This window comes from Cellulosilyticum sp. ST5, assembly GCF_046529625.1.
In the GTDB taxonomy this organism is placed as follows: domain Bacteria; phylum Bacillota; class Clostridia; order Lachnospirales; family Cellulosilyticaceae; genus Cellulosilyticum; species Cellulosilyticum lentocellum.
The window spans coordinates 4,044,130-4,068,720 of sequence record NZ_CP132338.1; the positions used below are offsets into that span (position 1 = coordinate 4,044,130).

The window sequence follows — 24,591 nt, forward strand, 5'->3', positions numbered from 1 at the left end:
TTTTTGATTTATATATAGTTGTAGATATTTTTGCCAGTAAAATGGCTGGTTACGAAGTATGGGAAGAAGAAAATGTAGCATATGCTTTATCCCTTTACTTCTTGGCCTAATGCCTTGTGCTTTTTTACCTCAAATATAATATATCCTATCATAAAAAGTAAACTCCCTAGATCTAAATATAAATCTTTTAGATCAAAAATAAACCAATTCCTAAATTTTATATAATCTAAACTTGTTCCCCATAGTATTTTGTCCAAAACTGAGGCTAATACACCCGAAATAAACGTAGAGTATCCTGCTACAGCAAGTGTTTGCTCTTGATATTCCATATAATGTATCTTGGCTTGATAAAGAGCGAATATCAATACAGCTATGGTCAATAATGTGATTATCCCCAAACCCATATTTAAATCATACTTAGCATTAAACCAAGATATATCTTCATTGAAGTGTGGAGTAAAAGAAATAAAATTCTCAATGATAGGGAAAGTATGAGCCATATAATTATGATATATGATTAGTTTAATAAGTTGATCCGCACATGTTAAAAATAGGATAAAAGTTACCCACCGCGCTATACCCTTCTTCTTTATTGCCATACTTAATCACCTCTTAATGATATGATGTACTTCTTAATTCTATAAAACGGTCATTAAATAAATATAAATCTTCTGTGTATTATCAAAATACAACCTACTATTATCACAGATACTTAAATCATAAAATAGAGGGTATGGATACACCCTCTATTTTATGATTTAAATTGATATGTATCCTAATTACTTATTATCATGTTCTTCACTACAGCCTTTTGCAACTCCTGCGGCAACTATAAACCCTACAGTGGCCTTAACTGCTGTTACAACCGCTTTTTTTGCGATAACTACAACTAATAAAGGAACTGCGCCACCTTCTACCTCGTGTAGTTCACTAGAACTTAATTCTTTAAACATAACCTTCCTCCTTTCTTAGTATCCAAACCAACATTTTGGACAACCTATAAAATCGTGAGCTGCTGCCCCTAGATCCTTACTAACCTCGTATACAAACTTAACAGCCTCTGTTGTTGCTCTTATTACATCCCCTACATCAATAATAGTAGTAGTGGGTTTGTCAGAGCCTCCAGTAATTTGTTCCATTTCTAAATTGGTCATTTCATTCCACATAAGCTGTTCCTCCTTTTTGAATATTTATATCTATGTATAATCCCGTACGCAGATATAGAAATGATATCTCAAACTTTTGTTATACTTATATACTATTGTTTGAATTAATAATACTCTATAGTTGGTCTATGAAATGTACTTATATGGTCATATAATGCTACAATATCTTTAGAGGTATAGACATTTCCTAAAGGAGATTCAGCTAATTTGTAATAAAATACGCATTATTTATAAGAGGATTACTTGACCCTTCTGAAGATGAATTAATTACTACCTCAAATGAATTTGCTAATGAATTTAAGAATTTAATTCAAGAGGTACAAACCATGACAAATGTAACAATAAACAGTGTTACTAATGAAACTTTAAATCAAACTATTCAATTGAAGAATTTTAAACAAGCGGGAACAGAAGGGATTGCTAGTTGTAAAATAAGATCTATAATACTGCCACTTCTGGCTGATCATGTACTAAGAGAAGCTAATCATTACATTAGATTATTAGAGACTTATGAAGGGATGTAATGATAGAACTGAGTAGCTATGTTGTGGTGATATGAAAGTAACTTATTAGAAGAATGATAGAAACTAAGGAAACGATATTAACCTTGTAATTATTAGGTTAATATCGTTTTTTGATTGAGAGTATTATAGTTGCAAGATGGAGGTATGACTTATGAGAGAGGCCTTATAAGAGCAAAAATAGGTATAGTTAGGATCTAAAGACGCAAGCTACAAGTGGTTTGGGACAAGACGAATAATTTTATCGTCAGAGATATTAGCATCTCCTCGACCATCCCTATTACTAGTACTAAGATAGATTGAACCATCTGGGCCTTGAATAACTTCGCGTAAACGCCCGTATTCATTTGGAAACCATGATTCAATGTTCTCTACCAGAGTTCCTGATTCATTTAAAGAAATAACAAGTAGCCTCTTTCCGTATAAAGTGGCAACAAGCAGCTTGCCTTGCAATGGCCCTTGATTCACAAAAGTAATACCAGAAGGCGCCCATGTCTCATCACCGCTGTTTATAAGGGGTCGTTGTAACATCATACCTGGCAAATCTTCATCTCCTTGAACAAGTGGCCAACCATAGTTTGCCCCAGGATAGATGATATTAATTTCGTCATGGGCAGATTGACCATGTTCCGATGCATATAAAATATTTTGCAAGCTCCATGCTAGCCCTTGTGGATTTCGATGGCCAAAGCTATATATAGGAGAATTAGGGATTGGATTATCAGTAGGAATATTACCATCTAATGTTAGACGGAGGATTTTTCCAGCTGTGCTTGTGAGGTCTTGTGCTAAAAGGGGGTTGGTTGCATCTCCTGTTGAGATATATAACATTTGGTCAGGTCCTATCTTTAGTCTTCCACCATTATGAAACCGCCCACCTGGAATTTTATCTATCAGAATGCGGTCAATAGATGCACGATTATTGTTTTCTGTTAATCTAATAACACGGTTATAGATTTGCCCATCTTCAGTGTAGGTATGCATAACATAAATATAGTGATTTTGTGAAAAGTTAGGATCCAGAACAAGTCCCATTAAGCCTCCCTCATCTTGACTAATAAAAGGAGATGTAAATGTAATAAGTGGATCTGGAAGAAGTATGCCATCTTGAATAACTCTAATGGAACCAGAGCGTTCCGTAAAATACAATTTGCCGTTACTACTGATATCTATAGCCCAAGGAACATATAAATTTTCCGCAATAACTTCAACATTGTAAGGAAGTTGTCTTGAACGGACCAATCTTGAGGCGATGTGGAGAGGATTAGACCTTAAAACAAGTATAGCACATAAAAAGTTTAATATTAATTTCTCCATTTTAATATCCTTATGATTAATGTGTCATTATTATATTATTGGGTTATCAAAATAATGGTGCATTCAGGTCAGTAAGAAAAATAAAAAGTACGCTCAATAACTATAAAAATAATAAATGTAAAAAAATTAAAAAATATGATTTTTCTGTATAATTAGATGTGATATAATAAGATAGCCTAATTAATATGGCAATAAAAGGGATTTGATGGTGAAAATATGTTTAACTCGGTTTATTTTCTGATTATTATGATCTTTTCCTGTTTAATATGTTTGTTTTTTGTCATTTTTAATTTGTATTATAATGAGAGGTATTTAAGTTGTATATGTGCCAGTAATATTTGTGTTGTATTAAGTATTTTGCTACTTGTTCTTTACAAGGCAGCAAATGAACATTGGATTTTAAAAGGAATAACTTCAGTTGTTTTTTGTTGTGGCATACTTTTAAGTACTAGCGCAATATTAGTGCTTATGAAGGTTAAATTAAAACCTTCTTACTTTTTGGTGATTTTAGGTTTTTTAATAGTAGACTTTTTTTGTTATCCATTTTGTATAGGAATTAGTGTGTTTTTACATAAAATTATTCTAGTACTAGTATCACTAATCGTTGCTATTATGTTTTTTCACTCTAGAAGTAAGAGTGTATTAGCAAAGCTATTACTATGTAATAATATTATTTTAGCCATAATACAGTGGATATTTGCAGGAATATTTTATTCTAAAGGACCAACCTATTTCTTTTGGGATAATGTGGCCTATATTATACATAATTTTATTACTTCTACAATATTTGTATGTATTACTATTCAAGAATCTAAAGCATATTATGCACAGAGAGTAGATGAACTAAAGGGGGAAATTGTCCTAGGACAAAAGCAATTACAAGAGAGCTACGAAAAGAATGAACTGCGAAGTAGTATTTTTGCTGATTTATCTCATGAATTAAAGACGCCTATTAATGTGATTTATAGCAATATTCAATTGTTTGAAAAGTGTATGTCGGAAGATTCTACTGGAATAGCAGAATCCGATAAGTATCTAAAAAGCATGCAAAAGAATTGCTATCGTCTTATTAAATTAGTTAATAATATCATTGATATGAACAAGATTGAATCAGGCTATATGAAGTTAGAAGTGAAAAATTATAATATTATTCCTTTTATAGAAGACATGGTTATGTCAATTAACGCTTTTGCCATGCAAAAGCAAATTAACGTTATATTTGATACAGAAATAGAAGAGCTTATTATAGCTTGTGATATGGATAAGGTTGAAAAGATTGTTTTTAATCTACTTTCTAATGCTATTAAATATACTCCTGAGGGGGGAGAGGTTTTAGTTTATATAAGTTATGATACGAATGATATATGTATTATGGTGCAAGATACAGGAGAGGGAATTCCAGAAGAACTACATGAAGCTATCTTTGGCCGTTTTATACAAAATAAAGGTGAACTTCATCAGAAATATAACAGTAGTGGTATTGGTCTGGCACTTGTTAAATCTCTTGCAGAGTTACAACAAGGTAGAATCTGGATTGACAAGGAATATAAAAAAGGGTGTAAAATGATTTTTTCCTTGCCACGTATTGTATTAGATCATATGGAGCCTATATTATATAACAATATGGGTTACAGTGAGTATAATATAGAATTTATATAAAGAAAGAACTATCACCTTGTGGTGATAGTTCTTTCTTTATATAGGATTAGCGAATAAAGTTGATAAATATTGTTATAATAGCTGAGTTAACAAAGTCAATAAACAAACAACCTACAATTGGAACAACAAAGTAAGGTGTAGGAACAAAGCCATATCTATTTGTAAGCTCATCCATATTAGCAATAGCATTTGGAGTAGCACCCATTCCAAAGCCACAGATTGCAGAAGCAAATACAGCCGCCTCGTAATTTTTCCCCATGACTCTATAGGTTATAATATAAGCAAATAAGCCTACTAAAATAACTTGGGCGATAAGCATAATGAAAAGTGGCAGTGCTAAATCGAATAGTTGCCAGAGTTTAAGTCCCATTAATGCCATTGTTAAGAAAAAGGATAAGCTTAATCCTCCTAGTGTCTCAATTTCCTTTTCCACAATAGGTTCTTTTCTAAAATCATATATATTTCTTATAAGGGCAGCAACTAACATAGCTCCAATATAAGAAGGAAAAGTTAAGCCAGATGCTTGGATTAACTTAGAAACGAGAGAACCGAGTCCCATTGCAATAAACAAGAAGCATGCACCTGTCATTAATCTTTTGAAAGATAAGATATTATGATTTTCTTCATTGTAATCGCCTACTTCCTCTGGTGGGGTAAGGTCATTCTCATCATGGACTGTGTGCAGTTTATAACGAAGAATCAAGTTTCTAGCAACTAAACCACCAATGATACTACCCATAATGAGACCAAAGGTTGCGGAAGCGACAGAAACTGTAGTGGCACCAGTAATTCCCATATCTTCAAGGATGGGACCAAAGGAGCCAGCAGTACCGTGTCCACCTACCATAGGAATAGAAGCGGTGCAAAGTCCCATTAAAGGGGATAAGCTAAATAATGAAGCTAATGTTACGCCAACTGTATTTTGTAAGATAACAAGTAACACTGCGAGCGAGAGAAAGGTAATTACTTTAATGCCACCTTGTTTTAGTATTTTGACACTGGCAGTAAACCCGATGCTAGTAAAAAAGGCTGTCATAAATATGTTTTGAAGTGTTGTATCTAAATTAATAGTTGCAATATTAGTTTGATTGAGTAGAAGTATTAATAGAGCAAAGATAAAGCCACCTACAACTGATGGCGGAATGCAATACTTAGAGAGTATAGAAAATTTAGTTCTCATATACTTACCCATGTAAAATACAAGAGAAACTAAGGCCATAGTCTCATAGATATCTAAATTAAATGTCATACATTATCTAGTCCTTTCTAGTACTTATTTGCGCATAGTATATAGCATAAGAAAATTAAAGTATAGCCTAATTAACCTAATTATGTAAAGGCGGAAGCAGCTAACAAAGTCAGACATTTGCATAAATTAGGAGGAATGAAGTGATTAGAAATGATAGTTTAATAAGCTTAGTATGGTTATATTAGCAAGTATTCATTCAAAAAGCATAATAGAAATTTTTAAAGTGGAGGTGAAAATTTGCTAGGAAACTTAAGTAAGAAGATAACTATTAATATCAAATGCATGGCTAGAATATGCTATAATGATATCAACTAATCTTAGAACATAAAAGGTGAAACACGCACTATTATGTTCTAAGATTTTTTGCTTTTATAAAATAGTTCGTTTGATTGTTAATAAAAATAGAGGTAAGAGGATTAAGAGATGAATAAATATATAGAGATTAAAAATGCACATATCCATAATCTTAAAGGAATCGATGTGAAAATCCCTAGAAATAAGCTGACTGTTATTACAGGTGTTTCAGGAAGTGGAAAGTCAAGTCTAGCTTTTGATACGCTCTATGAAGAAGGAAAACACAGATACTTAATGTTTTCGAATTCTGGCTTTATGGTGGAGGGAGAATCAGCATTTGATCAAATGACGGGACTTTCACCAACTGTTGCAGTGGAACAGCGCATTATTAGGCAGTCTAATCCTAGAAGTACAGTAGGAACTAAAACCAAAATAAGTAATATGTTAGCGATACTTTTTGCAACCTATGGGGAACGTGAAAATAAGTGCGAAGGTGACAGACCTTTAACTATGGAGATGTTCCAGAAGAATTCAGCTAAAGGAATGTGCGTGAAATGTCTAGGGAAAGGCATTGTTAAGAAAATAGATGAGGAGAAGCTTTTTGGGGACGGTTCTCAAAAAATCGAGGATGTTTGTTTAGGAGTAGGAAAAAGAGGAAGCACTAAAAAGATGTTAGAGAGCTTTTATAAATACTATAAAGTTACAGGGGATACACCTCTTAATAACTTAACAAGCGACGAACTTTTTGTTTTGAAGTATGGGGATTATGGGAAATCCTCATTTATAGGTTTTATACCATGGATTACGGAGGTTACCAATGGGGCGTTTTCTGCTACTGGCAGATTAGAACAGATGCTAACTGAGGCAGGTTATATGGAAAAGGGAAAATGTCCTAAATGTCAAGGAATGGGTTTAGGAGAAGAAGCTATTCATACGTCTATTGGTGGGAAGACCATCTCTGAAATGGAGCAAATGTATATAAAGGATTTATATGAGTTTTTAAGTAAGCTAAGTACAAAGAATAGATTGATTCAAGAAATCCTTACGAAACTAGAATGCATGATTGATGTAGGGTTATACCACTTAGCTTTATCACGTTCACTTCCCACTCTTTCAGGAGGTGAGATTCAAAGATTATTTCTTGCCTCTTATATTATTGCAGATATGGATGCTATCATTTTCATTTTTGATGAACCTACTATTGGACTACATGAAATAGAAAAGGCAAAATTAATTGATATTATAAAAAAGCTTGTAGGTAAAGGAAATACAGTGGTTGCCGTTGAACACGATGAGGGCTTTATAAGGCAGGCAGATTATATTATTGACTTGGGACCGGATGCAGGAGTTTTAGGAGGTGCTAAGATTTACGAGGGTGATTTTAGCACCTTTTTATCCTGTGATGATTCTAGAACAGCACCTTATTTATCGGGAAAAAGACCTTTTGTACACAAAGAAGATTACCGAAGATTTAATGAAACAAAGCTGCTTACATTAAAAAACGCTTCCTTGCATAATTTAAAGAATATTACTGTAGATATTCCTCTAGGTGTAATGGTAGGCGTGGTAGGTGTTTCAGGCAGTGGAAAGTCTAGCTTGATTTCAGAAACCTTAGTGCCTAAGTTAAAAGCATTACTTAAATCAAAGTGTATTATGGAAGATGAAGTAGAGGAAGCAATAGAATTAGGACAAGTAGAACTATTAGGCGTAAGTCAAATTAAGAAGTGCTACGTTATTGATCAAAAACCTATAGGCAGAACTAGGACCTCTTGCCTTGCAACTTATACAGGGACTATGGACCGTATTCGTCAGTTGTTTGCTAAGGCAAGTGACCTTCCTCCAGGCTTTTTCTCTGTTAATGCTCAGGGTGGTTGTCCCAAATGCAAGGGTGAAGGAGAAGTACACTATCATGTAGGCTATGGCAATTTTATTCATGTGAAGTGTGAAGCTTGTGAGGGTATAGGATTTATACCAGAGTCAGCAGAAGTGACACTTGAAGGAAAGAATATAAAGGATGTATTAGAGATGAGTGTAGATGAAGCAATAACATTTTTTAATGATAAAGATGAGCCAATTACCAATATGTTAGAGACCTTAAAACGTGTAGGCATGGGATATATTAAGTTAGGTCAGAAAACACCGACTATATCTGGAGGTGAAAGTCAGCGCATCAAACTCGCTAAGGAACTCTCAAAGGGACAAGCAGCTAAAGATTCTTTATACATTTTAGATGAGCCTACAACAGGGTTATCCTTTTATGATAGTGAAAAGCTTATGGTGTTATTACAAGAGTTAGTGGATAAAGGAAATACGGTTATCATTATTGAACATGATTCGCATGTTTTATCCAGCTGTGATTACTTGATAGAAATGGGTGCTGGTGGTGGGAAAGATGGGGGAGAAGTGATTGCAACAGGTACACCTAGGGAGTTAAAGGAAAATCCTCATTCTATTATTGGGAGGTATTTATGTTAGAGAAAGTAAAGGCTAAAGATAATGAACTTGGGCAAATGATAGACGACTATATTAAGCAAAAAAGATATCCACAAGTTAATAGTGTTTTGCTTTATCAAAATGGACAGATAATCGTAGAACGCTATTATAATAAGTTTACTAAGGAAAGTCGTAATCCTATTAAATCCATATGGAAAAGCATTATTTCTATTGGCATTGGTATCTGTTTAGATAAAGGATCTATCGAAAGTTTAGATGAACCTATTTGTAGGTACCTAGAAGCCTTTAACCAAAACAATCATCCTTATCATAAACTTATTACAATAAAACATTTGCTTACTATGACATCCGGGATTTATTGGAATGGGGGTAAACACTATCATTGTCCTATGTTAGAGCAGCTTAGAAGAACACAAGATTGGTTAGCACATTTAGCAGATATTCAAATGGAAGAGGTACCTGGAAGAAAGCATGTTTATAAAGAATGGGATGTGATTTTGCTAAGTGCCATTATAAGTCAAGTTACAGGAATGAATACATTTGATTTTTGCAATAGCTACTTATTTACCCCACTTGATATCAAAAGCGAGAAATGGTGGACAAGCCCTTGTGGTATCACCTATAACATAGGGAATAAACCCTTAGATGAAGCAACATCTCATTTATGCGCAAGAGATTTAGCTAAGATAGGAAATTTATTTTTGAATAGTGGCAAATACAATGGAAAGCAAATTATCTCGGAAAGTTATGTAAAAGAAGCAACTACGCCAACAGAGCAAAATAGTAACTATGGTTTTTTATGGTGGCTAGGAGATGGTTGGTACGGTTGTCGTGGTTTTGGAGGACAGGAGATTAGAGTGATGCCTGAGCAAAATAGAGTTGGTATTATTCAGGCAACCCCAACGTCATTAGGCAAATCTTATGAGGATGTATTTGCATTATGCAATCAAGCTTCACCGATTTTAGAATAAATAACACTAAAGTAAGAATGAAATAAAATCTTAAATTTAGGGGCTTAATAATGACGAAAAATTACTGTAGTTTTTGTAAAATTTAATGTATTTTTAAGATTCAAATCTTATAGTAAAATGACATAAGCTTATGTTTTAAACTAATAAGCAGAGGGGGAGCGTAGTTGGGAGGAAAACATCAATCAAATAAAGAAATGTCTGTGTGGCAAAGTATGGGGTATACTATAAAAACCATTTGGCACGCAGATAAAGGATGCATTATATATACTTTCTATAAGAACTGTACAGAAGAAGTATTTAATGCTTTTTTCTTTGCTTATATGACAAAGGCTATTTATGCATGTATCAACGATAGGGCACCTTATAGTGAACTTGTAAAGCTCATTGTATTTTTCTGCTCTCTACATATTATTATTCATTTAGCGTCTGCAGGTCATGCCTACTATATTAGACTAAAAACACCCAAGGTATATCGCTACATATTTGACAAGGTTATTACAAAGGCAACAGCTATTGAGCTTACTAGATATGAAGAACCTGATTTTTATAATAAGTTTTCAAGAGCTTTAGATGAATGTCTTAATAAGGCGATGGATGGCTTAGCTAATCTGGCGCAATCTTTAGGGCTTATTCTAGCTGTATTTTGTGCCATAGGTATTATTGCAACTGTGGACCCTTGGCTGATTCTTTTTATTTTTCCACCAGTTATTGGTTCTTTAATTTGTGGAGATAAAGAAAACAAAATGCACTTCGAACTTAGAAAAATGGAAACACCAGATAGACGAGTTACAGACTATGTCAAACGTGTTTTTTATGAAAAGAAGTACGCGGGAGAGATTCGTCTATATGATATTAGGAATATCTTATTTAAAAAGCATATTGAGAGCTACAAGAATAGATATGCTATCAATGTGAAATATCGTAAGAAAATAGCGCTATATCAATTTTTAAATGCAGTTGTCTTTTTTGGACTTACGTATTTTAGCTCATATATGTATATTACTTTTGTTATTAAAGCTACAGGTACTAGTAGGATAGGAGCTTATGTGGCTATGTTATCAGCAATAGGTTTTGTATCCTGGCAGGTTAAAGAAGCAGTACAAAAGAGCATTGAGGCGGGTAAATACTGCCTTTATATGAATAACTTAAAGGATTTTCTGGAATATGAATCTGCCAAGGCCTATAAAGGGAATAAAAAAATAGAGGGAGTTCTTGGAGATATCGAATTTAGCCATGTTAGTTTTACTTATGAGGGAGCTAAGGCCCCTGTTATTAAAGACCTATCTCTCTTTATTAAGAGAGGCGAACGTATTGCATTAGTTGGGGAAAATGGAGCAGGTAAGACTACTTTGATTAAACTATTAATGGGCTTATATCCGGTTACAGAGGGAGAGATTAAAGCTAATGGATGCAACATTAATGAGTTTGAACCAGAGAACTATCATGAGCACTTTGGAACAGTATTCCAAGACCTTCAGATATTTGCCTTGCCTTTAAGTGAGAATGTACTTATGCGGGCGCCAGAGACAGAGGAAGAAAGAGAGTTAGTAGTAGATGCACTTATAAAGGCACAGTTTGGAGATAAGTTAGCTACCTTAGAAAAAGGTATAGATACTATGGTGACAAAAGAGTTTGATGATCAAGGTTTTGTGTGTTCAGGAGGACAGGCACAGAAAATAGCTATTGCGAGAGTATTTGCTAAGAATCCAGATATTGTTATCCTGGATGAACCTTCTAGCGCGCTAGATCCTATTGCAGAGTACAATATGTATAACAATATGCTACAAGTATCAGAAGGAAAAACCGTATTCTTCATCTCTCATAGACTATCTTCAGCACGAATTGCAGATAAAATTTACTTTTTAGAACATGGGCAGATTAAAGAAAGTGGTACACATGATGAACTTATGGCTTTAGATGGTAGCTATGCAGCTATGTTTAGACTTCAAGCTAAGAATTATCAGGAGAATGGAAGAGGGGAGGTAGTCCTTCATGCCTAAAAATAAAGAGAAAGCAAGTAATCCTAACACAAGCAAGAAACAAAAAGAAATAAAGCATGATGATAAGGATAAGAAGCAAGACAAATTAACCATGAGACGCCTTATTAGCAATGTATTTTATGTTGTAAAGTGTGCATTAAGAATAGATAAAGCATTGGTGTTTTTAGTAATAGGTGCTTTTGTCACTTGTGGTATTATTTATGCACTATTTGATACCTTGTTCCTTAAAATCTTTATAGATATGCTTTCGGATAAGGCTATAGATCTAAAGGCTACACTCGTTTTTATCATGGTAGGAATCTTAGTCATGGGAATAGGGCAAGCCATAGAAGTACTAGTTGAGAATTGGGCGAGAGCTAAATTTGTAAAAATGACAGGAAAGATTCAAGAAGATTTTATACGCAAGGTGGCAGATATTGACCTTATATGCTATGACCATAAAGATTATTTTGATGACTTTGTTATTGCAGCAGCTCAGTCTGAAGAAATGATTACTACTGGTGTTCTAAGTATGGCTTGGATTCTAGGGAATATAACGACTATTTTAACCTTAGGTGGACTTATTATGGCTATTAATCCTATCATTGCCATCTTTCCTATTCTAGGTTTTCTTATTAATATGGTGACGCGCTTTAGCATTACTAAAATCGAGTACAACTATGAAATGGAAAGAAAGAGAGTTATGAGAAAAGCTGACTATTCTAAGCGTATTTTTTATCAACCAGAATATGCTAAGGAGATTAAGCTTTCAAAGATAGAGATTCCTCTTCGTAAACAGTTTGAAGAAGCCATAGAAGATATTATGTCAGAAGCTAAAACAGCAGGGGTTAAGATTGCTATTCTTTCTTTAATAAACTGGATATTTGTGTTTACTTTTTTATCTCATTTCTGTGTACCTATGTATTTAGGGTACTTAGCGCTAGTTAAGCTTAGTATAGGTCTAGGTGATGTAGCGGCCATGAATAATGCACAAGGTACAGTAAGAAATCGTTTAGATTCACTTAATTATGCTATGGTGGAATTTCAAAAGGTAGGACAGTTTGCAGAACGCTTTAGGCGTTTTATAGAATATGATATTAATATTGAGGGATATAAGGGAAGTAAAGAGGTACCAGTAGAAAAGAGTGTACTTGAAATTAAAGATATGAGCTTTCGTTATGAGGGAGCTAGTGAAGATACCCTTAAGCATATTCAGATGACTGTTAGGCCGGGAGAAAAAATAGCCATAGTAGGCGAAAATGGTGCAGGGAAGACAACATTTGTAAAGCTTTTAATGCGTTTATATGATGTAACAGAAGGTTCTATTTGCTATGGAGGAGAGGATATCCGCAGCTTTTCAACTAAAGCTTATAGAGATATTTTTGGAGCAGTATTCCAAGATTATCAGCTTTATGGTGCCACTCTAGAAGAAAATGTTTGGATGGATGATACTGCTATAGATGAAGATCATATTAGGAAGGCTTTAAACCTTGCTGATTTTGGAGCTAAGCTAGAAAGATTGCCCAAAGGACTCAAGACAGAAATGACAAGAGAGTTCTCTGATGAAGGAACAATGCTATCAGGTGGCGAGGCGCAAAAAGTAGCTATAGCTAGAATGTTTGCTAAAACAGGAAAACTTGCCATAGCTATCTTAGATGAACCTTCTAGTGCCCTGGATCCTTTTGCAGAATATAAGCTCAATCGCAATATGATGAAAGCAGCAAAAGATGCTACCATTATCTTTATTTCTCACAGACTTTCAACTACCAGAGAAGCAGACCGCATATATATGTTTGAACATGGTGAGATTATAGAACAAGGTACTCATGATGAACTAATGGCATTAAAGGGAGAATATGCTAAGATGTTTGAAAAACAGGCTTATTATTATCAAGAAGAAATAAGTAGTTAAGAGATAGCTGAATTTTTATTAGGGATTCGGTTTCTTGAGTACATATACATAAGTGTAAAAACAAAATAAATAAACAAAGTTTAAAACCAGAGTCTTAAGGTCTTAGCTTCCTAGCATAGGGTGCACCGGCCAAGACTTTAGGAGCTCCTCACTCATTGGTTTAGCTTTCATAACTAGTCTTAGTAGGCACTAAGTTATAACGCATACGTGCTGAGGAGCCATCTTGCGCCTTGATTAAGGTCTATTTAGCTAGCCACGAAAGTTAATTTCAAGAGTCTGGAGTAAAAAATAGTGCCCCAAGTATTCTATATACTTGGGGCACTATTTTTTTATTCAGCTTTTCTTTTTCTTAAAAACACTTCATGAGAGTAACTTTACTAGCTATTTGAAGTGTCCCTTTAATAGTCAGACTGATTCAATAATGGAAGTGTGCCATTCATCTTGGACTTTATTATAAAGTATTTTAAAGCATAGGAAGTGTACCATTAAAGTAATGCCCCAAGATATGGGATAGGAAATATATAAGGTAGTTAGTGTTGGCATCAGTTTAAATACAGTAAAAATCCAAAGAATACGTAAGCCACAAGCACCTAGTAGGGAAACAATCATAGGTATGACAGAATACCCAAGGCCTCTAATACTTCCAACTAATACATCCATGATACCACATAAGAAGTAGGTGGAGAAGATAACTTTCATTCGAACAACACCATAAGCAATCACCTCTGAATCAGAGGAATAGAGGCGAAGTAAAGGAAACCTAAATATAAAGAATAATAAGCTCATAGCACTGCCGACTACAAAGACACTGATTAAGCAAACACGTAATATAGGTTTAATGCGATCATATTTTTTACCACCTATATTTTGCCCAGTAAAGCTAAGGGCTGTTTGATGAAAGGCATTCATAGAAGTATAGACAAAGCCTTCAAGGTTAGCAGTTGCTGCATTTCCTGCCATAGCAATAGCACCAAAAGAATTAACCGAGGACTGAATAAGTACATTGGAGATAGAGAAAATAGCCCCTTGGAAGCCTGCAGGTAAACCGATGCGCATAATTTTAAGCAATACAGTTTTATTGATATGTAGCTTTGAAAGTATTAATTGGCAGCCACCAGAAGTACGCATTAAACAGAGTGTAATTAAAAAAGCAGAAATACACTGTGCAATAACAGTAGCAAGTGCTACACCAGCAACACTCATTTTAAAACCAATTACAAACACTAAGTTAAGAAGAGCATTAATGACCCCAGCTATAAGTAAAAAGTAAAGAGGTCTTTTGGTGTCTCCCGTAGCACGTAAAATAGAACTACCAAAGTTGTATAAAAGCATGGCGGGCATACCAACAAAATAAATTTTCATATATAAAGTAGCCAGTTCTATAACTTCATCGGGTGTTCCCATTAATAGGAGCAGAGGTTTAGCTAAGAGGATTCCAATAAAGCTTAGGAAAAAGCCACAGATTATACTTAGCAAAATAGAAGTATGTAAAGTCTCATGAAGATCTTGGTCATGATGTGCACCATAAGCTTGTGCAATAAGGACATTAGCACCAATAGATAGACCGATAAAAACATTGACGAGTAAATTAATAAGTGAGGCTGTTGAGCCAACAGCTGCCAATGCTTCCTTACCCGAGTATTGTCCAACAACAATCATATCAATGGCATTAAAGAGTAATTGCAAGATGCCAGAACACATGAGAGGGATGGAGAAAATTAAAATTTTTTTAGTTAATGGACCATTACACATATCTATTTCATAAGAATTTTTAGTCATAATAAACACCTGAGTTTCTTTTTAGTAATAAGCGTTCTATTGTGTAAACAATATGCTAATTATAATATTATATATTTATTTTATTATAACAGAAAAGTAGGTTAAGTTAGATAAATTTGTTGATATTTAAATAGAGTAAGAGGTCCCCTTTGGAAAGTCTCTTTAATTTACTTTACAAAGGCTAATCTGTGATTTTAAAGCAGATCCAGTTGACACCACAGAAGATGTGTGATAAAATTCAGAAAATTAAAAATACGAAATATATGCGTATAAGAGAATGTAAGAATGCTACAAGATATTAAAATTCTAAATGGCAAAGGAAAAGTATAGTGAATAAGTGCAAAAAGTTTTTTCATCTCTATTCTCTTAGTTAAGATAATAAGTATATGGAGAAAACGGTTTTAGGTTTAGCATTGCTTTATATAACACAAAAAGAATAAGTTTGGGGGAGAAGAAATATGATAAAAAGAAAAGATGAGAAAACTATTTCCAGCATCAATAAGCAGCCTAGAGTATTGGTTATAACCGGTGTAAATATTATTAATGTGTTAGAGAAAGCTATTCATGAGAACAGTACGATTATTTGCAGTTGTGGAAAGATCGATAAAATCGGGTCCGCTGAAACCATATCTATTCCTGAAGATGCAGAAGTCTTAGACCTTTCAGGACGGTATATTCTGCCGGGATTGATTGATGCCCACGTGCATCTGGCTCATCCGGGCGTTGACGATTATGGAAGAATCAATACAGAAACCATGACAAAGAAGCTTCTACGACACTCCCACTTAACGCTAAAATCAGGTGTCACAACAATAAGAAATATGCCTGGTTCATTTGGGTACAATATCCTAAAATTTAGGGACGAAATTAACGAGGGAAAATACATAGGTCCTAGGATTTTAGCAAGCGGCCCTGCTTTATCAGTGCCATATGGTTATTTTAGTATAAAGAGATTTATTCCAGCTCCTCCAGTTTTATTATCATTTTTAAGCCTTATTTTTGGTGTTAAAGGATTATCAGTTGACATTGATGAGCCGCAAGAAGTGTTAGAAATCATTAAAAAGCTGAAGAAGGCCGGTGTGGATTTTATTAAAACCAGCACACCAGGAACATCTTTGTCATTCATTGAAAATGATTCTGAGAGTCGGGAGTTTTATATAAAAAGAAAGGTAGATCCGCGCCTACTGGATGCAAGTATGACTCCGGAGATATTGAAAGCCATTACAGAATCAGCTCATAAAGAAGGATTGAAGGTATCTGCACATTCAATTTGCTTACCTGAAGGTATTAAGCAGGCAGTTGAAGTAGGAGTAGACAGTATAGAGCATACGCCACTGGGGCTGATAGATGAGGCAACATTCAAGCGAATGAAAGAAAATGGAGTATGTTGGGTTCCTACTGCATATTGTTTTATACACTGGTCAGATTTAATAGATAACCCTGACTTATTTAGTAGACAGGAAGTGAAGGAGGCCGTACCAGAACCCTATCATTCCATGGGTAAAAAGGCTATAGAAAAGCAAAGGGAAGTCATAAAATCCGGAACAGATCCGATTTGGGTAAAGTTTTATGATGAGATGCCTAATTATAGGCAAACATATCTTCCTGTTAATCTTGAAAATGCTATTAAAGCTGGAGTGAGAATTGTAGCAGGAGTAGATGCGGGGATGGGAGGTGCAGGATATGTTCCCCATGGGTTCCTGTACAAGGAACTTGAGTTATTTGTGAAGCATGGAATGGATGAATATGAAGCTATTCGAACTGCTACAGTAAATGCTGCCGAACTCTTGGGTGTGGCTGATGAGCTTGGAAGTATAGACCTGGGTAAAAAGGCTGATTTAGTTATCCTGAGTGCAAATCCACTAAAGAATATATCTGACTTAAATCAAGTTGAGTTTGTCATAAAAGACGGTAAAATTGTTTACAGTGTTCATGCTGAGTGAACCAATTTTCTTAGTTTAGAAATTTATAATCGGGTTATTGTTCTTTACATACAAAGTAGGAAATTTATGTGCCTATGCATCTTATATAGTTCTTGCCCATCAATAACCCTAAGGGGAGTTTCCAATTGTATCTTATGTTTATTTAAGTATAGTCATATAGAGTATATATAACAAGAAAGTAATAGTTTAGTAAGAAGTATTTTTAAATAAACTGTGCATAAAAAAAAGCGATTACGTAGTTTAATTCACGTAATCGCTTTTTTTTATGCACAATAAAATGAATCAATTCTTCGTAGATCCATACCAAAATATCGCCAACGCCATCCCATTCGTCTCCAACCTGCAAGAGAGCGGGGGCCTACAAAAGTAACAAAAGCCCAAAAACCAGGGCCATTAGTTGGCCATATATAAACAAATCGATTAATACAAGGGGATATGGCACCTGTATCAATTGCAAGTGGTTGAATACCGCCACCAAATGCTTGAGGAGATCCAGGAGGACCGGGGGGGCCAGGAGGACCAGGGGGTCCAGGAGGCCTAGGAGGCCCTAGTTTTGTACCTTGATTTTTATTCGGAGTAAAGTTTGGAGGTGAACTTGTGGGTGGTTGCACTCTATGAATGCCTAAACGCTCAAATATATCAGACATTTTTCATAAACTCCCTGCACTTTTCTACTAATAGTTTATTAGAGAAAAAGTAATATTATGACTGCAAATTGAGCGTATTTATATTGAAAAATAAAAATTGAATTTTCGAGCATTTATTGGTTTTGATGTAAAAAGTATAAATGTCTCAAAAATACATAGTCTAATATAGGAAATCTTGAATCTACTTGAATAGGATGGGATGAAGATGAACACTTTTGAAATAAAAACAAAAGTAAAATTTGGACAAGGTTCACTTGCGTACCTTGAAACATTAAGAAAGAATCGTGTATTTATTGTGACAGACCCTTTCATGGTTAAGTCTGGAATGATTAATAAAATTACCGAATACTTATCACCTAATCAGTATGAAGTATTTAGTGAAATCGTACCAGATCCACCTATGGAGCTTGTTGTAAAAGGAGTTGAGGCCGTAACTTCTTACAAGCCTGAAGTAATCATTGCTTTAGGTGGTGGGTCAGCCATTGATGCAGCAAAAGCTATTATGGATTTCTCAAGGAAACTTGGAGAGTTAAAGGAAATGCAGTTTATAGCAGTTCCTACAACTAGTGGAACAGGCTCAGAGGTAACCTCTTTTTCTGTTATCACAGACGAGATTAAACATATCAAGTATCCTTTAGTATCAGATGAGTTCTTGCCAGATGTAGCTATTTTAGAACCAGAGCTTGTGAAAAGTGTTCCGAGTAGTATTGTAGCTGATACAGGTATGGATGTTTTGACTCATGCCATAGAAGCGTATGTATCCACAGCAGCAACAGATTTCTCTGATGCACTAGCTGAGAAAGCAGTAGAGTTAGTTTTTGAGTATTTATTAAGGTCTTATAGAAGCAGTGAGGATATAGAGGCAAAGGAAAAAATGCATAATGCATCTTGCCTTGCAGGACTTGCCTTTAATCTAGCTTCATTAGGAATTAATCATGCGATTGCCCATAATATTGGAGGTAAGCTTCATATTCCACATGGTAGAACTAATGCCATACTGCTGCCTTATGTTATAGAGTTTAATAGTGAAATTGAAGGGTTTAATCCTAATAAATATTCTATAGCAGCTAAAAAATATGCGCAGTTAGCAAAGTTAGTGGGCATAGAAGGAAGCACAACTAGAATGTTAGTTAAGAATTTTATTCATGCCATTACGAAACTTCAACATGAAATGAAGATGCCTACGCGTCTTCAAGAATGTAAGGTCTCTCTAGAGGACATTAACAAGCTTAAACAAGAGATTGCAAAAGGTGCTTTAGAGGACGCATGTATTGTAACCAATCCACGTACTGCCACAGCAGGAGACATTTTAGAGATTATTTATAAGGTAAGCTAAATAACAATCTAGAAGAGAAAAGGATGAATGGAGAAAATGAGGTAAAGTATGGCTATTCATATAGAGGATAAACAACGCATTATTCAGGAATTTGTACCTGGAAAACAAATTACACTAGCTCATATTATTGCTAACCCTACCCAAGATATCTACAAGAAACTAGGCCTTATTACTGAGAAAATCAGTGCTATTGGGATTTTAACTATTACACCTAGTGAAGGCGCTATTATTGCAGCAGATGTAGCCACTAAGGCATCAGACATTGCTATTGGTTTTATAGACCGCTTTAGCGGGGCACTTATTATAAGTGGTGATATTAGTGCGGTAGAAGCTGCACTTAAAGATATTGTAGATGTGCTTAGTAATAATCTAGGATTTACACCTACAGCTATTACGAGGACTTAGGATATGAGCAGAGTTATTTTTATGGGTAGAACAGGCTGTGGAAAGACAACACTATGTCAAAAGCTTGATGAACTAGAACTTAAGTACAAAAAGACACAATCTGTGGAGTTATACAATCATGCCATTGATACACCAGGAGAATATCTAGAAAACAGAAATTATTATAGTGCTCTTATTATGACGGCAGTAGATGCAGAGATTATTGCTTTAATAGGAGATCCTACAGCAGAAGATAACTTTATTCCTCCTGCTTTTGCATGTTCATTTGCGAAAGAGCTTATCGGTATTATAACTAAGATTAACTTAGTAGAAGATGAGTCACAAATTCAGAAGGTAGAAGAAAGTCTTAAAGCAGCCGGAGTAAGTAAAATTTTTAAGGTAGATACAGTAGATGACATAGGAATAGAAGAATTATTTACTTATCTAGAAAAATTTTTAAGCCTTAAGGAATAGTAAGAGGTGTGTAGACCTAAATGGTTTAGGAGATTTAGGGGATAAAGATTATTAATGGAGGAAGTGAGGGAATGAGAGAAGAACTTCTAAGTGTAGGGATTGATATTGGAACCAGTACAACACAGCTTATATTTTCAAAGCTCATTATCGAAAATATGGCTTCTAGCTATACGGTACCGAGAATTGTCATTGTAGATAAAGAAATTATTTATAAAAGCCCCATTTACTTTACACCCTTGGTTTCTTTAAAAGAAATTGATGGACCTAAAGTGAGAGAAATCATTGAAAAGGAATATAAGAACGCAGGTGTAGATAAAAAAGACATTGATACAGGGGCCGTTATTATTACAGGAGAAACAGCCAGAAAAGAAAATGCAGAAGAAGTATTAACGACCTTAAGTGGGTTTGCTGGGGACTTTGTAGTGGCTACAGCAGGACCAGACCTAGAAAGTATTATATCAGGTAAGGGTGCAGGTGCTCATATCTATTCAAAAGAACATAATACAGCAGTTGTTAATATCGATATTGGCGGGGGAACCAGTAACCTCGCTGTCTTTAGAAGGGGAGATGTAAAAGACACTGGTTGTTTAGATATAGGCGGCAGATTAATAAAAGTTGATGTTATTTCTAAAAGAATAACATATATTGCGCCTAAATTAGAAACACTAGTGAAGAAATACCATTTAGGGTTAGAAATAGGAACTATAGCTACAAAAGATAATCTTAGACCCATTATAGACATAATGGTAAAGGTATTAATGCAAAGTGTTGGATTAGTACCTATAGATGAAGACTTTAAACTTATGGTGACTAATAAAAGTATTCTTTTAGATAATCCTATGGAATGTATATCTTTTTCAGGAGGTGTGGCAGATTATATTTACTACGATGAGAAAGAGCGAGGACCTATAAGAGACTATTTTGAGTATGGGGATATAGGCATCCTGTTAGGAGAGTCTATTAGACGGTCTGAGTTATGCAGCAAATTAAAGGTTATAAAAAGTACAGAGACTATAAGAGCAACTGTAGTTGGTGCAGGAACACATACTACAGAAATAAGTGGCAGTACTATTACCTACACAAAAAATGCTTTTCCTATTAAGAATTTGCCTATTCTAAAAATGGCTTATGAGGATGAAAGTAGTGGCTCTATTGTGTTAGCAGAGGCCGTTAAGAAGAAATTAGAATGGTTTAAATTAGAAGGAGACTTGCAAAGGGTAGCCATTGCTATAGAAGGAAAAGAAAATCCTAGTTTCAAGGAAGTACAAGCATATGCAGAAGGGTTAGTAGAAGGTATGCAGGAACTTATTGAAAGGGAATTACCCCTCATTTTAATTGTAGAAAAGGATATGGCAAAGGTATTAGGACAGACTATGTACAACAAACTAAGTTTCAAGAAAGATGTAATCTGTCTAGATAGTGTAAAGCTAGATAATGGTGATTACATTGATATAGGCAATCCTATTGCAGAAGGAACAGTGCTTCCTGTAGTTGTTAAAACATTAGTATTTAATTGAAAGGAGTACCTTTATGATTTTAAAGACTCAATTATTTGGACATACCTACGAGTTCAAATCACTTAAAGAGGTAATGGCAAAAGCCAATGAAGAAAAGTCAGGAGATAAATTAGCAGGTCTAGCAGCAAGCAGTGCAGAAGAAAGAGTAGCTGCAAAAGTCGTATTAGCTAATGTTACTTTAGAAGACCTTAGAAATAATCCAGCAGTACCTTATGAACTTGATGAGGTGACTCGTATTATCCAAGATGATGTTAATGAAAAGATCTATAACGAATTTAAGCATATGACAGTAGCAGAATTTAGAGAATGGATTCTTGATGAAAAAACCACAGGTGCTGATATTCGCAGAGCATCTAGAGGGATTACTTCAGAAATAGTAGCTGCTGTAGCTAAACTCATGTCTAATATGGACCTTATTTATGGAGCAAGCAAAATTCGCATAACTGCTCACTGTAATACAACTATTGGAGAACCAGGAACACTTTCTTCCAGGCTTCAACCAAACCATCCAACAGATGACCCTGATGGTATTATGGCTTCTTTATTAGAAGGTTTAACCTATGGGGCTGGAGATGCACTACTTGGGCTTAATCCAGTAGATGATTCTACAGAAAGTGTTGTGCGTGTACTCAAACGTTTTGAGGAAATCAAACAAAAGTTTAAAATTCCAACTCAAACCTGTGTACTTGCCCATGTTACCACTCAAATGGATGCTATTCGCAAAGGCGCACCAACAGACCTGATTTTCCAATCTATTGCTGGTTCAGAAAAGGGAAATGAAGCTTTTGGGTTTAATGCAGCAACCATAGAAGAAGCAAGACAGCTTGCTTTATCTGAAGGAACTGCAGAAGGACCTAACGTGATGTATTTTGAAACTGGACAAGGCTCAGAACTTTCCTCAGAAGCACATCATGATACAGACCAAGTAACGATGGAAGCAAGATGCTACGGCTTTGCTAAACGCTTTCAACCTTTCATTGTTAATACTGTAGTAGGTTTTATCGGGCCAGAATATCTATATGATGGTCGCCAAGTAAGCCGTGCAGGACTTGAAGACCACTTTATGGGAAAACTAACAGGCGTATCTATGGGTTGTGATGCATGTTATACCAACCATATGAAAGCCGACCAAAACTCTATTGAAGATTTATCTGTTTTATTAACAACAGCAGGTTGTAACTATTTCATGGGTATTCCTCATGGTGATGATGTTATGCTTAACTATCAAACTACAGGTTTCCATGAAACAGCAGCACTTAGAGAAATGTTCGGACTCACAGCTATTAAGCCTTTCCATGAATGGCTAGTTAAGATGGGCTTTGTAGATGAAAAAGGCCGTTTAACTGAAAGAGCCGGAGACGCATCAATATTATTCTAGGATAAGGAGGCAAAATGATGAACGAACAAGATTTAAGAAAAATGGTAGAACAACTAGTAGAACAAATGGTTGGTAAAGATACTAATGCAGTAGGTAGCAGTGTTACCATTCCAACGACGCCAGCTGCATCCATTGTACAAGCAGCAAGTAATGAAACAAAGACAACTACTATTGATCCTAATGGATGTATCCCTGATATTACTAAGATTGATATTAAAAAACAGTTTTTAGTAGACCATGCAAAAGATAAAGAAGGCTATTTAGCAATGAAAGCTAAAACACCAGCTAGATTAGGTGTAGGTAAAGCAGGTGCACGTTATAAAACAATTACAATGCTTCGTGTAAGAGCGGACCATGCTGCTGCGCAAGATGCAGTTTTTAATGATGTATCAGAAGACTTTGTTAAAAAGAATAAACTCGTTTTCGTCAAAACCCTATGTAAGGATAAAGATGAATATTTAACTAGACCCGATTTAGGAAGAAGATTTGGTCCAGAGGAGTTAGAGATTATTAAGAAGACCTGTGGCAATAATCCTAAAGTATTAATTGTGGTAGGTGATGGCCTATCTTCTTCAGCTATTGAAGCAAACGTAGAAGATGCTATCCCAGCTATTAAACAAGGCTTACAGATGTATGGTATTACTGTACCAGAGATCTTATTTATAAAATATGCCAGAGTTGGAGCTATGGATGCTATTGGCGAGGTAACTGGAGCAGATGTTATTTGTATGTTAGTTGGTGAAAGACCTGGTCTTGTAACTGCAGAATCTATGTCAGCTTATATAGCCTACAAGCCTAAACATGGTTTGCCAGAAGCTAAGAGAACGGTTATTTCTAATATACACAAAGGTGGTACCACAGCAGTAGAAGCAGGAGCTCATGCGGCTGAATTAATTAAAACTATGTTAGATAAAAAAGCATCTGGTATCGACTTAAAGTAGAAGGAGGCAGTCATAATGAAAAACGATAAAATGCGAGCTAATGTACTTGGTGTACGTGTCATTTCCAATGTCAGTGCAGAGCTTGCAGCAAAATTAGAATTAGGACCAAATCATAAAAGTATAGGAATCATTACTGCCGACAGTGATGATGTGACGTATACTGCATTAGATGAAGCAACTAAGGATGCAGATGTTGAAGTCGTTTATGCACGTTCTATGTATGCAGGAGCAGGTAATGCTTCTACAAAATTAGCTGGTGAAGTCATTGGTATTATTGGTGGACCAAGCCCCGCAGAGGTAAGAAGTGGTCTTAAGGCGGTTTTAGACTTCTTTGGGTCAGATGCTTGTTTTATAAGTGCCAATGAAGATGATTCTATTGTCTATTATGCGCATACAGTATCTCGTACAGGTTCATATCTATCTAAAGTGGCAGGTATTGAAGAAGGAGAGCCACTTGCTTATCTAATTGCTCCTCCAATGGAAGCAATATATGGACTTGATGCTGCTATGAAAGCTGCAGATGTTAAACTAGTTGAATTCTTTGGGCCACCTTCAGAAACAAACTTTGGTGGAGGGCTTCTTACAGGTACTCAATCTGCATGTCATGCCGCATGTGCTGCATTTGCTGAAGCCATAAAAGCTGTAGCAGATAACCCAAGGGATTATTAAG

General features: G+C 35.3%; 21 protein-coding genes. 14 read left to right on the plus strand and 7 right to left on the minus strand.

The window, feature by feature from the left end:
* Nucleotides 1-86 precede the first annotated feature (86 nt).
* The 3 genes from QTL86_RS19625 to QTL86_RS19635 all read right to left on the minus strand — a co-directional run bounded on the left by QTL86_RS19625 (nt 87) and on the right by QTL86_RS19635 (nt 1,166).
* The gene (locus QTL86_RS19625; RefSeq protein WP_410495838.1) at nt 87-599 is read right to left on the minus strand and encodes a signal peptidase II; all 513 of its coding nucleotides are present in this window, start codon (nt 597-599) and stop codon (nt 87-89) included.
* Between the two features lie 180 nt (nt 600-779).
* Nucleotides 780-953, minus strand: a complete 174-nt coding sequence (locus tag QTL86_RS19630) for a class IIb bacteriocin, lactobin A/cerein 7B family (protein WP_410495839.1) — start codon at nt 951-953, stop codon at nt 780-782.
* Nucleotides 954-968: 15 nt separating this feature from the next.
* Nucleotides 969-1,166 carry a hypothetical protein gene (locus tag QTL86_RS19635; RefSeq protein ID WP_410495840.1) on the minus strand — a complete coding sequence of 66 codons (198 nt, stop codon included), beginning with the start codon at nt 1,164-1,166 and terminating at the stop codon, nt 969-971.
* A 230-nt stretch (nt 1,167-1,396) separates the two neighbouring features.
* Between QTL86_RS19635 and QTL86_RS19640 the strand changes: the two genes are divergently transcribed.
* Complete coding sequence (locus tag QTL86_RS19640; RefSeq protein ID WP_410497321.1) at nt 1,397-1,690, plus strand: DUF2935 domain-containing protein; 294 nt, start codon at nt 1,397-1,399, stop codon at nt 1,688-1,690.
* 207 nt (nt 1,691-1,897) lie between these two features.
* On the opposite strand, the gene QTL86_RS19645 is transcribed toward QTL86_RS19640, so the two are convergent.
* A complete protein-coding gene (locus QTL86_RS19645; protein ID WP_410495841.1) occupies nt 1,898-3,004 on the minus strand; it encodes a PQQ-dependent sugar dehydrogenase in 1,107 nt (368 codons plus the stop codon).
* Between the two features lie 468 nt (nt 3,005-3,472).
* On the opposite strand from QTL86_RS19645, the gene QTL86_RS19650 reads away from it, so the two are divergent.
* Nucleotides 3,473-4,663, plus strand: coding sequence for a sensor histidine kinase (locus tag QTL86_RS19650; protein ID WP_162145097.1), 1,191 nt, complete (start codon nt 3,473-3,475; stop codon nt 4,661-4,663).
* A gap of 46 nt (nt 4,664-4,709) precedes the next feature.
* On the opposite strand, the gene gltS is transcribed toward QTL86_RS19650, so the two are convergent.
* Nucleotides 4,710-5,912 (minus strand): sodium/glutamate symporter, encoded by a 1,203-nt coding sequence (gene gltS / locus QTL86_RS19655; protein ID WP_127064891.1) that lies wholly within the window; start codon nt 5,910-5,912, stop codon nt 4,710-4,712.
* A 423-nt stretch (nt 5,913-6,335) separates the two neighbouring features.
* Between gltS and QTL86_RS19660 the strand changes: the two genes are divergently transcribed.
* From QTL86_RS19660 to QTL86_RS19675, 4 genes are all read left to right on the plus strand, one after another.
* Nucleotides 6,336-8,681: an ATP-binding cassette domain-containing protein gene (locus tag QTL86_RS19660; protein WP_410495842.1), complete on the plus strand. Its 2,346-nt coding sequence runs from the start codon at nt 6,336-6,338 to the stop codon at nt 8,679-8,681.
* On the plus strand, nt 8,675-9,631 hold the full coding sequence (locus QTL86_RS19665; protein WP_410495843.1) for a serine hydrolase domain-containing protein: 957 nt from the start codon (nt 8,675-8,677) through the stop codon (nt 9,629-9,631). Before QTL86_RS19660 ends, QTL86_RS19665 begins: the two co-directional genes overlap by 7 nt.
* 164 nt (nt 9,632-9,795) lie before the next feature.
* A complete protein-coding gene (locus tag QTL86_RS19670; RefSeq protein WP_410495844.1) occupies nt 9,796-11,631 on the plus strand; it encodes an ABC transporter ATP-binding protein in 1,836 nt (611 codons plus the stop codon).
* Nucleotides 11,624-13,522, plus strand: coding sequence for a peptidase domain-containing ABC transporter (locus QTL86_RS19675; RefSeq protein WP_410495845.1), 1,899 nt, complete (start codon nt 11,624-11,626; stop codon nt 13,520-13,522). Before QTL86_RS19670 ends, QTL86_RS19675 begins: the two co-directional genes overlap by 8 nt.
* 405 nt (nt 13,523-13,927) lie before the next feature.
* Here QTL86_RS19675 and QTL86_RS19680 read toward each other — a convergent pair whose 3' ends face one another.
* On the minus strand, nt 13,928-15,301 hold the full coding sequence (locus tag QTL86_RS19680; protein WP_410495846.1) for an MATE family efflux transporter: 1,374 nt from the start codon (nt 15,299-15,301) through the stop codon (nt 13,928-13,930).
* A gap of 458 nt (nt 15,302-15,759) precedes the next feature.
* Here QTL86_RS19680 and QTL86_RS19685 point away from each other — a divergent pair, with 458 nt between their 5' ends.
* The gene (locus tag QTL86_RS19685; RefSeq protein WP_410495847.1) at nt 15,760-17,244 is read left to right on the plus strand and encodes an amidohydrolase family protein; all 1,485 of its coding nucleotides are present in this window, start codon (nt 15,760-15,762) and stop codon (nt 17,242-17,244) included.
* A gap of 263 nt (nt 17,245-17,507) precedes the next feature.
* Here QTL86_RS19685 and QTL86_RS19690 read toward each other — a convergent pair whose 3' ends face one another.
* Entirely contained in the window at nt 17,508-17,891 is a 384-nt protein-coding gene (locus QTL86_RS19690; RefSeq protein WP_190283453.1) for a hypothetical protein, read from the minus strand.
* A gap of 205 nt (nt 17,892-18,096) precedes the next feature.
* Here QTL86_RS19690 and QTL86_RS19695 point away from each other — a divergent pair, with 205 nt between their 5' ends.
* The 7 genes from QTL86_RS19695 to eutL all read left to right on the plus strand — a co-directional run bounded on the left by QTL86_RS19695 (nt 18,097) and on the right by eutL (nt 24,590).
* Nucleotides 18,097-19,227, plus strand: a complete 1,131-nt coding sequence (locus QTL86_RS19695) for a 1-propanol dehydrogenase PduQ (protein WP_127064884.1) — start codon at nt 18,097-18,099, stop codon at nt 19,225-19,227.
* A 48-nt stretch (nt 19,228-19,275) separates the two neighbouring features.
* Nucleotides 19,276-19,632 carry an ethanolamine utilization microcompartment protein EutS gene (eutS, locus tag QTL86_RS19700; RefSeq protein WP_127064883.1) on the plus strand — a complete coding sequence of 119 codons (357 nt, stop codon included), beginning with the start codon at nt 19,276-19,278 and terminating at the stop codon, nt 19,630-19,632.
* A 3-nt stretch (nt 19,633-19,635) separates the two neighbouring features.
* Entirely contained in the window at nt 19,636-20,085 is a 450-nt protein-coding gene (locus QTL86_RS19705) for a EutP/PduV family microcompartment system protein (RefSeq protein ID WP_410495848.1), read from the plus strand.
* A 71-nt stretch (nt 20,086-20,156) separates the two neighbouring features.
* On the plus strand, nt 20,157-21,602 hold the full coding sequence (gene eutA, locus QTL86_RS19710) for an ethanolamine ammonia-lyase reactivating factor EutA (RefSeq protein WP_410495849.1): 1,446 nt from the start codon (nt 20,157-20,159) through the stop codon (nt 21,600-21,602).
* Between the two features lie 13 nt (nt 21,603-21,615).
* On the plus strand, nt 21,616-22,980 hold the full coding sequence (locus QTL86_RS19715) for an ethanolamine ammonia-lyase subunit EutB (protein WP_410495850.1): 1,365 nt from the start codon (nt 21,616-21,618) through the stop codon (nt 22,978-22,980).
* Between the two features lie 17 nt (nt 22,981-22,997).
* A complete protein-coding gene (gene eutC / locus QTL86_RS19720; RefSeq protein WP_410495851.1) occupies nt 22,998-23,921 on the plus strand; it encodes an ethanolamine ammonia-lyase subunit EutC in 924 nt (307 codons plus the stop codon).
* Nucleotides 23,922-23,936: 15 nt separating this feature from the next.
* Nucleotides 23,937-24,590 carry an ethanolamine utilization microcompartment protein EutL gene (eutL, locus tag QTL86_RS19725; protein ID WP_410495852.1) on the plus strand — a complete coding sequence of 218 codons (654 nt, stop codon included), beginning with the start codon at nt 23,937-23,939 and terminating at the stop codon, nt 24,588-24,590.
* Nucleotide 24,591: the final 1 nt, after the last annotated feature.

Bases quoted from the DNA above. Each gene is read 5' to 3' on its own strand.
- gltS (WP_127064891.1), bottom strand. From the start codon at position 5,912: ATGACATTTAATTTAGATATCTATGAGACTATGGCCTTAGTTTCTCTT.
- QTL86_RS19650 (WP_162145097.1), top strand. From the start codon at position 3,473: ATGAAGGTTAAATTAAAACCTTCTTACTTTTTGGTGATTTTAGGTTTT.
- QTL86_RS19625 (WP_410495838.1), bottom strand. From the start codon at position 599: ATGGCAATAAAGAAGAAGGGTATAGCGCGGTGGGTAACTTTTATCCTA.
- eutS (WP_127064883.1), top strand. From the start codon at position 19,276: ATGGCTATTCATATAGAGGATAAACAACGCATTATTCAGGAATTTGTA.
- QTL86_RS19630 (WP_410495839.1), bottom strand. From the start codon at position 953: ATGTTTAAAGAATTAAGTTCTAGTGAACTACACGAGGTAGAAGGTGGC.
- QTL86_RS19660 (WP_410495842.1), top strand. From the start codon at position 6,336: ATGAATAAATATATAGAGATTAAAAATGCACATATCCATAATCTTAAA.
- QTL86_RS19675 (WP_410495845.1), top strand. From the start codon at position 11,624: ATGCCTAAAAATAAAGAGAAAGCAAGTAATCCTAACACAAGCAAGAAA.
- QTL86_RS19715 (WP_410495850.1), top strand. From the start codon at position 21,616: ATGATTTTAAAGACTCAATTATTTGGACATACCTACGAGTTCAAATCA.
- eutL (WP_410495852.1), top strand. From the start codon at position 23,937: ATGAAAAACGATAAAATGCGAGCTAATGTACTTGGTGTACGTGTCATT.
- QTL86_RS19680 (WP_410495846.1), bottom strand. From the start codon at position 15,301: ATGACTAAAAATTCTTATGAAATAGATATGTGTAATGGTCCATTAACT.
- eutC (WP_410495851.1), top strand. From the start codon at position 22,998: ATGAACGAACAAGATTTAAGAAAAATGGTAGAACAACTAGTAGAACAA.
- QTL86_RS19690 (WP_190283453.1), bottom strand. From the start codon at position 17,891: ATGTCTGATATATTTGAGCGTTTAGGCATTCATAGAGTGCAACCACCC.
- QTL86_RS19635 (WP_410495840.1), bottom strand. From the start codon at position 1,166: ATGTGGAATGAAATGACCAATTTAGAAATGGAACAAATTACTGGAGGC.
- QTL86_RS19705 (WP_410495848.1), top strand. From the start codon at position 19,636: ATGAGCAGAGTTATTTTTATGGGTAGAACAGGCTGTGGAAAGACAACA.
- QTL86_RS19685 (WP_410495847.1), top strand. From the start codon at position 15,760: ATGATAAAAAGAAAAGATGAGAAAACTATTTCCAGCATCAATAAGCAG.
- eutA (WP_410495849.1), top strand. From the start codon at position 20,157: ATGAGAGAAGAACTTCTAAGTGTAGGGATTGATATTGGAACCAGTACA.
- QTL86_RS19645 (WP_410495841.1), bottom strand. From the start codon at position 3,004: ATGGAGAAATTAATATTAAACTTTTTATGTGCTATACTTGTTTTAAGG.
- QTL86_RS19695 (WP_127064884.1), top strand. From the start codon at position 18,097: ATGAACACTTTTGAAATAAAAACAAAAGTAAAATTTGGACAAGGTTCA.
- QTL86_RS19665 (WP_410495843.1), top strand. From the start codon at position 8,675: ATGTTAGAGAAAGTAAAGGCTAAAGATAATGAACTTGGGCAAATGATA.